Source organism: Francisella philomiragia (assembly GCF_018135955.1).
Classification (GTDB): Bacteria; Pseudomonadota; Gammaproteobacteria; order Francisellales; family Francisellaceae; genus Francisella; species Francisella philomiragia.
In genome coordinates, this window is the sequence record NZ_CP063138.1 from 1,480,286 (window position 1) to 1,494,347 (window position 14,062).

Sequence of the window (14,062 nt, forward strand, 5' to 3'; positions counted from 1 at the left end):
AAAATGATAAATTTAGATGATTATAAACCAATTGATTTTCCATGGAATTTCACTTGTTTTAGTGACATAGCCAAGAATCCTCTCGGTGTAAAGTTACCTTTGTATCATATTGGCGAACATATGTATACAAAGTTCAAATGTCTACCAAATCATGTCGGTTGGGATAATGTTATTCACGGAGGTGTATTAGCACTGATATGTGATGATATTCTTGGCAAGCATGTCTTAACTGTAAGTAGATCATTCTGTATGACTCGTAACTTAAATATCAAATATCTAAAACCCACCTATAGTAAAGTAGAGCATATATTCCAAACAACTATAATTCGTAAAGGTCGTACTACTGTGTGGATTAAAGTTGATATTTTCAATGAAAAAGCTGATCTATGCGCTTATGCTGATGCAGACTTTGCACTCTTAGAAGAGCATCATGCGAAACAAAAAGATATCGCAAGCTATAAGCTTGATGATTTAGTAGCACATCTTAAATAAGCTCTTTATTTGCCATTTCTGGCAAAAATTTATACACAATAAATATAAATGCAACAATACACGCTCCCATGAAATATAATACAGGAGCATAACCATAATTATGAGTAAGATCTAAGAATCTCGAGATAAACATACTTTCTATTAATGCTTTTGAAACAAGAGCTACAGATATCCCTATACCACGTATATGTACAGGTAAAACTTCTGATAATACCAACCATATACACACTCCAGGACCTACAGCTCCTCCAAATACAACAATAATCAACATCAGAAGACCTAAATTATTATACCCAGCTGTTATACAAAAAATCATTGTAAATATAGACACAAATGAAATTAATAACCCACCAATAATAAGCTTTCTTCGACCAATAACATCAACAAGGAATAAGCCAAATATAGTAGCTATAAGATTAACTAATGTCATTGCTGTACCATAATAAGTAGCATCACAACTACTACAGCTACTGAGCTGACCAAACATAGTAGGACCATAACTTATAAAGACATTGATACCAACAAAACCATTTAAAACCGCCATTAAACTAATCAGTATTACAGATAAGTAGTATTTTTGTTTGATAACAATTTTAATAAACTCAACAAAACCTGTTTTATTTTTTTCGGTTAATGAATGCTGAACTTTGAGAGCTAATTGCTCACTAATAGTTAGTGCCTGTTCATTTCTGCCCTTTAAAATTAACCAAGATGGTGAAAATGGTGCTATTAAGCTAATGATGAAAAGTAAAATTGAAAAAGGGATAGCGCAAGCAAATATCAGTCTCCAACCAAAACTTGCGACAAATAAGCTTGCAAAAAAGTTAGCCAAAAAAATTCCAGAAACTAGTGATAATTGAAATATAGCCATCGCCCTACCTCTAAACTTAGCTACACTAGTTTCAGAAATATAAACAGGAATTACCGTCAACAAGAACCCAATCGACACCCCCTGTAGAAGTCTTGATAGCATCAAAGTTGTATAAGTATTAGATATCATCATCAATATCATTGATATTGTAAATAGAAATGCCCCAAATGCCAAAATATTTTTTCTACTAAAGATATCCATTAATGGTCCTGATATTAGCTTTGATAGCAAAGCTCCAAAAAACACAATACCAGCTATCTCAGATAGTTGCGTAAGATTAAGAGATAGCTCATCTTTAATAACCGGTAATGTTCCTGATATCACTCCAATATCAAAGCCTGAGCATACGCCTGTTAAAACTATCAAAGCTATAACGATTTTTTGGTATTTAGTTACTAACATTAAATCCTCTTTATAAAAAAATAGATACTTAACAACTAAGTAATAAACATATAACTATAAAGATATACTAAATAGAACTAAAGTTTTATAAGAAACTATAGGAAAAGGTAATTTATTTAAGAATTTGTTTTATATGTAATTATTTAATGATTAACTTTTTAGCGCTTTATAGATGATATCTTTGATTTCTAATCTTTGCTTTTTCAACTCTTCTAACTGCATATCTTCAAACATACCTGAACTTTCAAGATTATATATTTTCTTATCCAGATCTTCATATTTCTTCATTTGATTACTGATATGATGATTTTCTTTCATATTATGTAACTGTTCTCTTAATTCAGGAAACTCTTTAACTAATGGATGATGTTCTAACATTGTAGATACTCCTTATTTTTATTGATTAAACAACTAATATACTCCCATGGCAATAAATGCACATACAACAAGCATACTTAAGTTATATATATTTTCTCACATCTGCTAAAGATTGTTCAAATTTAATTTGTCCATTCTCATAATAAGTCTCAAGAATTGAGTCGCTATGGTATTCTCCTATAGCATACTGATCATCTAGAACTATTGTTTGATAATTACCTTTAGCATCTTTAATCAAATCTAGACGTCCTTGTTTAGATTTCTTTGTAGGATCTGTGATAGGCTCTTTTTTAACTCCAATTAAAGAGTCCCCACGTTTGATTGCCGAGCATTTAATAGCAAACTTGAAGCTATCTCTATTTATAGATGACTCATGATTTCCTTGTAGCAATGCTCCACCCATACCAAAAGCTATATTTTCAGCAGAAAATCCATTTTTTTTCATCGCCGATAGTATACTCTTTGCTAAACTAAGACTCACTCCATCACCTTGTATCAATGCTACCTTTTGTAGAACCTTATATCCCTTAGCATTTACATTACTACCATAAGCTTTTTCTAATTCACTAAGAGCATATAAAATATTATCTATAGCATTTCCCGAGTCGGGTCTAATTACCAAGTTTGCTTTTTTAGCTTTGACCTTATCTTTTAAATCAATCCAAGTTTGTATTGCTTGTTTAAAATCCCAACTATCCGAAACACAAGCATATAAAATACTATTATCTCCAAATTGCTCAATCATATTCTCAAAGGCTTGTCGCTCACACTCAGAACCAATACCCCAGCTAGTCATTGTTGAGTGCTCACTTGCAGGAATCGAATAACCCGCCATATTTTCATGATAATATTCTTTACAAACCTGTAGAGCTGCTAAGGTATCCGTTCCTAGAAAATTAGTCAGATGCGCCGCTCCGCCAATTCCAGCTGACTCTTCTGATGAAACACCTCTATAGCCAAAATCATGAAGCATAAATTCTAGCTTATCGAGATTATCTGCTGTTTCTAGAAGATACTCTTTGATTAGTTTTTTGATATTAAAACTGATAGTTGCAACCGTAGTTGGATACCACACTTTTAAAAGTAATGTCTCTAGTAATCCAGGTAACCAAAATAACTCAGGATCAGTACTTTCTATAGTCATCAATACATTATGTAAGGGTACTAGAGTACCTTCTCTAACAGCACGAATCCTAACTGGCAAATAACCATTATATTTTTTTAGGATTTTCTCAAAGCCTTCACGATAAAATACCAAACCATGAGCTTTTAGAATTTCTTCAGCTTCATCTATCATTTCTAGTGTAATTGGCTCAGATAAGTATTTTTTGATGTAATATTGTAAGCCAAAAAATCTAGTATGCGTTCCTAAATCACTATTTACAGTACCACGACTTTCTAAATAAAAATGAATATAATTGGCATCCTTAGGATACTGATAAGGATGTGAGTGTTTATAACTATCAGTCATTAATATCAGGTTGTTTCTATGCATCAGATATATATAAAGAGAAACTTATAAGATAATGTTATCAAAAGTTTTACGGATAAACTATTTTTGAGTTAGATTTTTTATACTGCCTTCAACTAATCTTATTAGTTTTGACATATATTTAAGCGAGATTTCTGTTTTATCAATCAGAGGATTGTATTCTGCCACTTCAAAACATACTAAACTATTAAAATTAATTTTCTCAATAGTTTTGTAAAAAACTTGTGGGTCAATACCATTTTCAACTGGGGTTCCTACAGCATCAAGGTTAGTAGGATCTAAACCATCTAAGTCAAAACTAATCCCCACATTACCCTCTGTAACCTTCTCAAGACGTTCAAACTCTTGTAAAAATAACTCTTCAAAGTTCCTATCAGTTAAATCTGTTTGATAATAAACTTTAACACCTAATTTTTCCAAAAAATCTCTTTCTGGCTTTTCATAAGAGCGAATCCCAAAAAAGACAATATTTTCAGGCTTTAACTTAGGATTATCATTTAGTACCTTTGTTAATTCCTCATGGCCATATCCTAAAAGATGTGCTACAGGCATACCATGTATATTACCAGTCTCAGAAGTGTCTGGTCTATGACTATCCATATGCGCATCAATCCAAATCAAACCAAGCTCTTTTTTCTGACTTTTAAGATAATCATAAACTCCACTCCATGTACCTATTGCACATGAGTGATCTCCTCCAAGAGCTAAAGGAAACTTACCTTCTTTAAGAATCTCAGATACCGTCTGAGCCACCTTAGTAAAATATTTACCCATAGTAGGTACTTCAGCTCTTCCACCAACATAATTGATAATTTGAGCATCTATACGTCTATCTCTTAACTCATTCAACAAAGCGTATGGTGCTCTTCCGCAACCAATTTCTCTGCCAGCATTACCAATAGCTATTCCTACTGCTTCTACTTTTTTCATTTTATCACTCCAATATTATAATACTGAAAATAAATTCTTAGGATCTTTGATTGGTGGCACCATATCCATTTGGCTACCAATATCATATTTCTCAGCTAAATCTAAAGTCAATCGAAGTGCTGAGAAATCTTCGATTGCAAAACCTACTGAATCATAGATCGTAATTTCTTTATCATTTTCACGACCTTTTTTCTTACCAGTTAAAATTTCCCATACTTCAGCATGTAAAACCTGTTCAACTTCTTGTGGTGATAAATTCTGGATTTCTCCCTCAATCATTGATTGTTCTTTGTATTCAACAACTACTTTACCTCTAAAAAGAATATCCATATCAAGCTCAGTCTTACCAGGACAATCCCCACCTAAACCACTTATATGTACACCTTCTTTAACCCAATCATTTTCAATTACAATTGCATGAAGTTTACAAGCCGTACATACAACAATTATATCTCCACCTTCACAAGCATCTTTAGCACTATCACAAGCGATAAATTCAAGATCAACATCTTTCATATTATTAGCATATTTTTTCATTGCTTCTGGATCTGTATCAAAATATCTAACTGTTTGAATAGGTCTAATTAGCTTATGAGCTAAAGTTTGAAATTCACTTTGAGCACCTGTGCCTATTAGCGCCATAGTCTTACTATCTTTGCGCGCTAAGTAGTCTGTTGCTAACACAGTCGCAGCCGCAGTTCTTAAAGCTGTAAGAACAGTCATTTCAGATATAAGTAGTGGATAACCATGTTTAATCTCATTTAACTGCCCTGTAGCTACAACTGTCTGCTTACCATCAAATGGATTTGCAGGATGCCCATTTACACATTTATATGTAAATAATTTATTATCAGCAGTTGGCATAAGTTCTAAAACACCTCCTGGAACATGAGCTGCATATCTTGGTGATTTATCAAACTCTTGCCATCTTATAAAGTCCTGTTTTGTATATTCAACTAGGTCTTTAATGAAATTATCAAAACCGTGCTTTTGCACTATTTTTGCCATATCTTGAACTGATAAGATTCTCATATCTTCTCCAATTTACTATTAAATAGCTTTGCTTTAAAATAATTTAACCTTCTAAATATATTCTCAAGAATAAGATTAATCAATAGAAACTTATGCAATTATTTATTTCTAGACAATCTATATTAGTATAACTGGAAAATAAAAAATCCTTTTGAATCCCTTAATATTATTGATTTCAGAAATCAACTTACAAAAGTAAAACTATAAAATTTCGTTTAATAATATCCTTTGATAACAGCCTTCGCTAGTTAACCATACCAAAGTTATTTTTTGAGGCATAATAGTTACAATCGTCTTTTTATTATTAATTTTGAGCGTATATTCACCTTGATCTAAATTCTTAGAAAATAAATCAACATTTTTTGGTAAAAGATTCCAGCTTCTGAGATCTGCTTGGGTTGTCGCCATGTTATACACCGAAGTTCCGATTGCCGCCAAAGCTCCATAATCACCAGATGATCTAATAGCTGCCACAGAAATAGCTGTTTTTGTAACAAGACGTAAAATCTCTCTAGTTACAATCGCAGGATATTGATCTGATAATGACTTAGCAGCCATTGCAGTTGTATCAACCAGTAATGCTGTTTTACCTTTATCAATAGTTTTATTATCCTTTAAAATCTCTACATCAGCATTAGGTGCTAACTTATAAGAGCCATAGTATGGTAACGAAATTTTTTGAACCCCAGCTTGTTGGAAAAATATCGCAATTGGTATATCAAACTTTTTAATAGGCTCAACCCAGCCACTCTCATATATTACAACAAGTTTACCTTGCCCTTGTGGATAGATATTATGACCAGTGTCAAAAGCGTTCTTGATTTGGTTATAGTCTTCTTTAACATATGGATTATTCGGAACGACTCTTAGAGCATTACTCATTGATAAGTTAGCATTATTTAGATCGGTATCGTATGACTGATATATTAGAGCCTCTAGATAATACCCAAAAGCATTTTCATAAGAGTTTTTTACCTTGTCAGCTATACTTACTAACTGTCTATATTGTTTTGAACCAGATATATTTGATGAAACCTGTCTAGAATCAACATGATTAAACTCTTCATACCTAGTTTTATTTGTCTGAGCTGCTAAATCTTTTGCTTCATAAGTGGCATATTGCGCATATGATAAGTTACGGATACTAACAGCAGCATTTTCTAAATCGTGCTGTTTTAGGTAGTTTAGTGCTTGATAAGCATATAAAAAAGTAATTTCATAATCAGATATATAGTAATATCTCTCTTTATCACTTAAAAGAGTAGCTTGAGTATTTTTAAGTATATTCCTAACTCTTATTTTTGCTTCTGCTTCTGACTTAGCAACATAATCTGCTGCCTTGGTATATTTAACTTGTGATAATTCAGTTTTACCAAGTAACTGATCAAAACGCCCAGTTTCTAAGAAACCAATAGAAGCATTAATACCATCATTATCAAAAGCTTCATCAAACTTTGTTTCGATAGGTTTATATTTACATGTCTCAATAGCATTTTTAGCAGCTCCTACCTTATTAGGATGACTACCACTGAATGTCGCACAACTAGATATAACAAAACACGTAAAAAACAATAAAGAGATTTTTATTTTCATATTATTTGGATAAATATGCGCGTAAACCAGCTTGTATTTTAGATAAGCTACCATCAATTACAATACCTACAGAATACTTAGGCATCACATCTGTAATTCGTACTTTTGCCAAGACTTTACTATCTAAAACAATATGCTGCCCTGTTGCTGGGTCAACACTAGTGCCTCCTTCTTGACGAATTTCATAGGTACTACCTTTAACAACACCATTACCACCTCGGTTAAAATATATCTCTCCATCGTCTACTTTTAATACTTGAAGAGGATATATGGCTCCAACAATCTGTTCAGATATTGTTTGACCGATTTGCTCAGCTACATAGTCCAATATCTGTGAATGATCACCATTATCATAGTTAGCATACTCATTAGCAATATTTGCTGGTACTTGCAATCTAACTACATTCGACCATTTAACCTCCATTGTAGCTAGCTCAATCATACGATAAGCCACACTCGCTGAGACATTCAATGTTGTAAAATCTTCTCCATAATAAGAACTCTTCTTCTTACTAATGTTTAAACCTAAAATATCGCCAGTTAGTATAAAATCAGCACCTATTCTTTGATTTAGTTTATCTTTTTCACTAGAGTCATTAGAGTTTATTATACGTCGAATTTCTTCTTCATAAGCTTTCTCATCTTTAGCATCCCTATTAGAAACCCTAAACTTACGTGTTTGTGTAATCTGAGCTATGATAATTTGATTTAATCGATTTTGAAGTTGCTTTTCACTATAAATACTTTCATTAGTTACTCCTTTCGTATCAAAAGGTAATATCGCTACCGTGAACATTTTAAGATTATTTCGCTCATCTACACCTTTGTACTTAACTGTACTTCCAGAGTTATTACCTAAAGTTTTATTTGATGAGTTATTTAACAAGTTAGCTGAACTACCAGATACAATATTTGTAGAAGAATCTGCAGCAACAGCAACATTACCAACTATAGAAATCAAAAATAGAGAAAAAAAAATTAATATCTTTTGCATCATTCTATCCTAGAACTGGTTTAAATATTTATTATCATCACTTTGTCTAATAATTACTTTACCATTTAAGGAAGTCTCTCCACTTTCTGTACTTTTAGCATTTTGTTTACGATATTCATCATAGTTGAAATTTTTGATCTTATTTGCCGTAGCTACTTGCTTAGGATCCCATTTTAATACAACACCATATACAGTATTCTCTGTACTTGGTAGCTTATAACGCCATCTCTTAACAGTTTTAAGACCAATAATATCTAGGTTTGCTTTTGTTTTGTAATATGTAGATAGTGTCTTTTCAATATCAGTTGCATCTATTCTACGTGTTTGCTGCGTTTTAGTATTTTTAGCAAGAGTGCTAGAGATATCCTCAGACATAGTCAAAGCTTCTTTTGTCGACATTTGTCCAGCTATTAGTGTAACTAAATTTGCTCTTGCCATAATCTCAGCTTGCTTATAACCATAATCACCAGCCGAAACTCCTTGAAGCTTTGGACCTGTGTACGAGCCTTGACCATATGACAAGATATATGGTTTATTATCTTCTCCAAAACCAACACGGATACCATAATCACCCATCATATCTTCACCTGACTTATCCTTATATAAGTCAGAAGGAGATTGCCCTCCATTACCAACAATTACAGGCTCATTTCCATGCTTGATATCTTCAAACATTCCTTTAATTTTATCTGAATAAATAACCACAACACCAATAGCTGCATTACCATTTTTCTCCACCACAAAAGTCTTGATTGGCAGTAAACCTGATAAGTTACCAAATCCTGTAGTTAAGCTTTTAACTGTCATTTGCTGACTTAAAAGAGCTTTTCTCTTCTCATCTGGTGTTGCAAAATCATCTGGATTTAAACCTTGATCTTTTAATTGCTTATCTAGCTTTGCTTCTTCTAATGCTTGTTGCTTAGCATCAATCGCTGCTTGAGTACCCTCTTTTGGCTTATCAGAATCTGTATTAATGTCATTAACATTTGAACCTTGTGTACTATCTATGCTTAGACTCTTATCAACTTTTGTATTAGCTGATATAAACGATATATATTCTGCCTGTGCTTTTATTAGAGCTTTCTCAAATGCTAACTGAGCACTATCGACATAATTTGAATTTGTCTGATTGACAGAAGCTGTACCTATAGCAGAACCAACATAATCATATTTATCTCTAAGATTATTCTGATCGATATAACTCTCCATTACATCACTTAAGATTTCTTCTGCGGATCTCTTATCTTCTGCTGTTGTCGCAACTGCTTTTGAATCTGATGAGATAGCACTATTAAGATTAGATACATCTGAGCCCATATCAACAGATTGCGACTGCTCAGCTGTAGATTTAGTATCTACAGTTGTTTCTGCAGCAACCAAAGGACTTACTAATAATGATGAAACAATTAATGAACTTAATATTTTCTTTTTCATAGTATTTTATCTCCTATGTTTTAAGAAATTTCAGAACTATTCTGAAATAACCATTTTGAAATCTAATTACCAGCCAAATGTTGATTTAGTCTGTGATTTACGAATCTGCTTATCATCTTGCCATACAACAAGACCTGTTTTTAGATCCATCATCTTCAATGTTGCCAAGAAGAATTTAGATCTCTTATCTCCATCAACATTAGTATTATCAATATCTTGAATAGAGCCATAAACCATATACCTAGCACCAATATGCTGACCGATTTTAGTAGCTGTACTTTGATCAACCATACCACTATTAGCTTGATATCCAAGCTGCTCACGTACATTTTTGATTTGAGACATATCAGTAACTTGGAATAATCCAGATTTGATAATCTGTGTCTGTACTGTATTTGATAACATTGTCGTATTGATATGCTCTCTTGTTTCATTACGAATATTACTAAAGAATAATGTTGGTGTATCCATAGCAGTAATTCTCTTAACTGCTCGTGAATTCAGCATATCTTCGGTCATCTTGTTCGTGATAGCTTGCAAATCAGTAGAACTAAAATTAATAGATGTTGTATCTACACCATTTGGATCCTCATAAGCAACAGTTGTTTTACTACATGAGCCCAACAAAATTAAGCTTGCCGTTAAAGTTACAAATAAAAGCTTTTTCTTCATTATTTTTGTGAACAGAATAATTTGTCTATATAGCGATTATAACAAAAATAATTAAGAATGTTATTGATTATAAATAGTAAAGATCATCTAAGAGGTTTAGACATAATATATACACAAACTGAACCTATTTGCTTTATAGTATATTCAGCAAAATTATTCTTTAGATATTTTTCTATAGATTCATAAGTATCGTTTTTATTATCAAATATTCCTTTGGCATTGAATTTATTAGCCACCTTAATCGCAAGTTTTGAGCTATAGTCATTAATAATAGTCGACCCAAAAGCCACTCCATCTTTACTCAACATTTTAGCAATATTTTCAAATACTTTTTCTTTATTACCGTTATCAGGTAAACAGTGAATCAAATAGTTACAAGATATAGATTCATATTTTGAATAAAATTCTTCTGCAACATCTTTTAGTATATCAACTTGATAAGTTGATACTTCTTTATCTTTCAGTACATTCTTCACATACTCTAAACAATTTGGATTTAGATCCATTAATGCTACTTTAGATAATCTATCTTTAACATTTTTTAGATAATATCCTGAGCCTACTCCTATATCTAAATGATTATGCGATACATTATCTTTGTATAACTGCAATAGCTGAGATGTTTTACATTTCCACAAAAAAGTATTATTAAAAAATAAAACAACGAAGTTATAAAGTTTAAGAACTAATTTGGAGTAAACCTTTTGGCCATCGTGTGTACTTTTATTCAATTTTATAACCTCACTCTACCAAAACATATTTGAACGCATTGGCTTGATTGCAAAAACAGCTATCAGTATAACATAAATATACCATGGCACGTCTAATAGAGCTGGTATCAATACAGCCAACATACAAGCAAAGAAAAACATACTAAAGAATAAAAGTACTTGATATGAGGGTTTATTTGTCTTTAGATATTTAAGAGCTTTTTCAATATATGATCCTTCAAATGACAAAAGATGAATAACTATTGGAAAAACTGCAGTCAAAAACATTAGTAAATAAAAAACCCAGCTAACCAAAGCTAATGTTGAATAGCTCGAAATTATTAGTAAGCCAACGAGAAAGTACACTATTTTGACCAACGCAATATCAACTAAAGTGAAACGCTGTAATTTTTCTGATAAGAACTCTTCTTCATACATAATGCACTCCTTAGTTTTTAGTGACAATCACATAGTAATTTTAACTTATTGAGCACACTTTAGAAACAAAAGATATTAAGCAAGATTATTATTTAGAAGCATTATCACTAGTAAAGTTCAAAATCCCGTACTAGATTTTGATAGTATTCAGTTGATCAGCTGGCACCTCCTTCTCCACTGTTTCGACTTTTCCACTACTATCTTCTGTCTTTTTGACAATCTTAGCAGTGTTACCATCTGAGTTAATCGTTATAGAACTAAATTCTTTATACACATCTGGTTTTTTAGTGACTTTTGATGTTTTAGATTGTGTTTGCATTTGAGCTATATTTTGATCTATATTAGCTATCATCTTATTAAAATGCTCATCTAACATTTGCTGTTGTTTTTGAAAATCTGCCATCATTTTTTCTATAGGATCATCACTAGATGCTTGTGTATCATTTTTTGGTGATTTTTGCTTAACCCAACCAACTGTCCCATCTTTTTGATCAACTATTTCAATCCACTCACCTTTTGAGAAAATTGCTTTATATTGATGATTTTGATCATCAATGGTCATAATTTTTTTGGATTTCTCATCTGATTTTGCATACATCTGATAACTCTCAGCATATACTCCCGACACAATTATTAAACCAAATACCGTTGCTAGAATTTTCTTCATTTCAACCTCCAATTTTTTGATGTAGCTATTTTATACACAAACGGTCTAAAATTATAAATAAGTTTTATAGCTGTTTTTTCAAGTTACAGAGCTATAAATCGGCTATAATTATATTATATAAATTAAATATATGTAGACTCCATGACTGATAAACCAAAAGTTTTAGTTGCTGACGATGATAAAAAAATTGCTCAGTTTATAAAAACCAAATTTGAAGAAAATGGTATTGAAACAACATTAGCTCACGATGGCAAAGAAGCACTATTTCTAATCAATACCAATAATTATGATGTGGTTGTTATAGATTGGATGATGCCGTATTTAGACGGAATATCTTTGCTAAAAATTTTACGTAAACAAAATGTAACAACTCCTGTGATCATTCTAAGTGCACTTGACAGCACTGAGAATAAAATTCAAGGTCTTACATCAGGGAGCGACGATTATTTAACTAAGCCGTTTTCGATAGATGAGTTAATAGTTCGTGTTAATATTCTCTACAAAAGAACCAAGCAAATCGCTGAAGCTCAATCTCACAAATTAATATGTGGAGATATCATCCTTGACGAACTTGCTCATGAGGTTCGTCGTAATGATGAATTAATATTATTACAACAAAGAGAATACAAAGTTTTACATCTGCTTCTTAAGCACAAAAATGAAGTAGTCAGTAAAACAATGATACTTAAAGAAGTATGGGACTATGACTTTGATCCTCAAACAAATGTAGTTGAGGTACATATCTCTCGCCTACGCAACAAGCTCACTGAGAATGGTCTACCAGATCCTATAAAAACTATACGAGGCTTTGGATATGTCATCCAAGAATAAATTCAACGATACTATTCAACGTAGGTATATAATTAGCTCAAGCTTTAAAATGGCAGTGCTTTTTACAATACTTTTAGGTTTAAGTATAGTATCTTGGATTTATATAATTTTCTCAGCGCTTGGTAATAGAGTTACTGAGCATATAATCCCTCTAAGCATTGGTATTTTCTGTACAGCAAGCGTTGTTATCATTAGTTATTTGATCAGTGTTTTTGTTGTTAAGAAAATCAATTTTATAGCTAGCTCAGCTGCTTCGATTGTTAACACTCGTGACTTTAGTCAAAGAATCAAATCCGATACAAGCTGGGATGATCTTAGTAATTTGGCAAATATACTCAACATCCTGCTAGCTAATATCGACGAGCTTTTAATAGATATCAAAAGTGTTTCAAATAATATTGCTCACGATCTAAAGACTCCTCTAACTCGTTTAAAAAACAAGCTTGAAAGCCTTGAGCAAACTTGCCCAAATGATGACACAGCTGAGGCATTGGCAGAGTGTAATCAATTACTTGATATCTTTAATAGTATCCTAAGACTTAATCGGCTTGAACATGGTCGTGAAAACTTACTCAAAAAAAATTCAGATGTAAAAAAAATTATCGATGATGCTATTGAACTCTATGAGCCGATGTTTGAACAAAAAAATATCAAATTAGATATCTCTGTTATTTCAAAAAATTTAAATATCGATAAAAATCTTATTTTCCAAAGTATTACAAATATCCTAGACAACAGCTATAAATACTCAAAAAATGATACTGAAATAACGATTTCGACAAAAATTCAGAACTCAAAATATAACATCACATTTACCGATCAAGGGATTGGTGTAAATGAAGAAAATATTGATAAGATTTTTGAAAGATTCTTTCGTGAAGAAAAAAGTCGTAGCCAAATAGGTAATGGCTTAGGACTTTCCCTAGTAAGAAAAATCATCCAACTCCATAATGGCGATATCACTGCTACTAACAACAATCCTCATGGTTTAATTATAGAAATCTCGCTACCATTACATTAGTGACTAGCTTACGTTGTGACAATAATCGAATTTTCATAGAATAATTATTACGTAAATCTAGAGTGGTCATTTCTATTAAATAAAGATGAATTATTAAATTAGCTT

General features: G+C 32.0%; 15 protein-coding genes. 3 read left to right on the forward strand and 12 right to left on the reverse strand.

Going from position 1 to position 14,062, the window contains the following annotated elements; translation table 11 throughout:
* Positions 1-3: 3 nt before the first annotated feature.
* A complete protein-coding gene (locus IMS64_RS07225; protein WP_211490300.1) occupies positions 4-492 on the forward strand; it encodes a PaaI family thioesterase in 489 nt (162 codons plus the stop codon).
* Here the strand turns inward: IMS64_RS07225 and IMS64_RS07230 are convergent.
* The 12 genes from IMS64_RS07230 to IMS64_RS07285 all read right to left on the reverse strand — a co-directional run bounded on the left by IMS64_RS07230 (position 485) and on the right by IMS64_RS07285 (position 12,105).
* The gene (locus IMS64_RS07230) at positions 485-1,765 is read right to left on the reverse strand and encodes an MFS transporter (protein ID WP_211490301.1); all 1,281 of its coding nucleotides are present in this window, start codon (positions 1,763-1,765) and stop codon (positions 485-487) included. The two genes, IMS64_RS07225 and IMS64_RS07230, sit on opposite strands and share 8 nt — an antisense overlap.
* Positions 1,766-1,915: 150 nt before the next feature.
* On the reverse strand, positions 1,916-2,143 hold the full coding sequence (locus IMS64_RS07235) for an HP1242/YdcH family protein (protein ID WP_004287256.1): 228 nt from the start codon (positions 2,141-2,143) through the stop codon (positions 1,916-1,918).
* An 82-nt stretch (positions 2,144-2,225) separates the two neighbouring features.
* Positions 2,226-3,638, reverse strand: coding sequence for a nicotinate phosphoribosyltransferase (locus IMS64_RS07240; protein ID WP_200160005.1), 1,413 nt, complete (start codon positions 3,636-3,638; stop codon positions 2,226-2,228).
* Between the two features lie 57 nt (positions 3,639-3,695).
* Positions 3,696-4,565: an arginase gene (locus IMS64_RS07245; protein ID WP_088821584.1), complete on the reverse strand. Its 870-nt coding sequence runs from the start codon at positions 4,563-4,565 to the stop codon at positions 3,696-3,698.
* Positions 4,566-4,580: 15 nt separating this feature from the next.
* Positions 4,581-5,597 carry an ornithine cyclodeaminase gene (ocd, locus tag IMS64_RS07250; RefSeq protein WP_211490302.1) on the reverse strand — a complete coding sequence of 339 codons (1,017 nt, stop codon included), beginning with the start codon at positions 5,595-5,597 and terminating at the stop codon, positions 4,581-4,583.
* Positions 5,598-5,798: 201 nt separating this feature from the next.
* On the reverse strand, positions 5,799-7,190 hold the full coding sequence (locus IMS64_RS07255) for a COG3014 family protein (RefSeq protein ID WP_211490303.1): 1,392 nt from the start codon (positions 7,188-7,190) through the stop codon (positions 5,799-5,801).
* Between the two features lies 1 nt (position 7,191).
* On the reverse strand, positions 7,192-8,184 hold the full coding sequence (locus IMS64_RS07260; RefSeq protein WP_211490304.1) for a CsgG/HfaB family protein: 993 nt from the start codon (positions 8,182-8,184) through the stop codon (positions 7,192-7,194).
* Between the two features lie 9 nt (positions 8,185-8,193).
* Positions 8,194-9,618, reverse strand: a complete 1,425-nt coding sequence (locus IMS64_RS07265; protein WP_211490305.1) for a DUF6844 domain-containing protein — start codon at positions 9,616-9,618, stop codon at positions 8,194-8,196.
* Between the two features lie 66 nt (positions 9,619-9,684).
* Complete coding sequence (gene lpoB, locus IMS64_RS07270) at positions 9,685-10,290, reverse strand: penicillin-binding protein activator LpoB (protein WP_211490306.1); 606 nt, start codon at positions 10,288-10,290, stop codon at positions 9,685-9,687.
* 83 nt (positions 10,291-10,373) lie between these two features.
* Complete coding sequence (locus tag IMS64_RS07275) at positions 10,374-11,021, reverse strand: class I SAM-dependent methyltransferase (RefSeq protein ID WP_211490307.1); 648 nt, start codon at positions 11,019-11,021, stop codon at positions 10,374-10,376.
* Between the two features lie 15 nt (positions 11,022-11,036).
* On the reverse strand, positions 11,037-11,438 hold the full coding sequence (locus tag IMS64_RS07280; RefSeq protein ID WP_088821587.1) for a hypothetical protein: 402 nt from the start codon (positions 11,436-11,438) through the stop codon (positions 11,037-11,039).
* Between the two features lie 130 nt (positions 11,439-11,568).
* Positions 11,569-12,105, reverse strand: a complete 537-nt coding sequence (locus tag IMS64_RS07285; RefSeq protein WP_211490308.1) for a hypothetical protein — start codon at positions 12,103-12,105, stop codon at positions 11,569-11,571.
* 141 nt (positions 12,106-12,246) lie between these two features.
* On the opposite strand from IMS64_RS07285, the gene bfpR reads away from it, so the two are divergent.
* Both bfpR and IMS64_RS07295 read left to right on the forward strand, forming a co-directional pair.
* Positions 12,247-12,936, forward strand: coding sequence for a two-component system response regulator BfpR (gene bfpR / locus IMS64_RS07290; protein WP_200149113.1), 690 nt, complete (start codon positions 12,247-12,249; stop codon positions 12,934-12,936).
* The gene (locus IMS64_RS07295; RefSeq protein ID WP_211490309.1) at positions 12,920-13,957 is read left to right on the forward strand and encodes a sensor histidine kinase; all 1,038 of its coding nucleotides are present in this window, start codon (positions 12,920-12,922) and stop codon (positions 13,955-13,957) included. The genes bfpR and IMS64_RS07295 overlap by 17 nt, the downstream gene beginning before the upstream one ends.
* Positions 13,958-14,062: the final 105 nt, after the last annotated feature.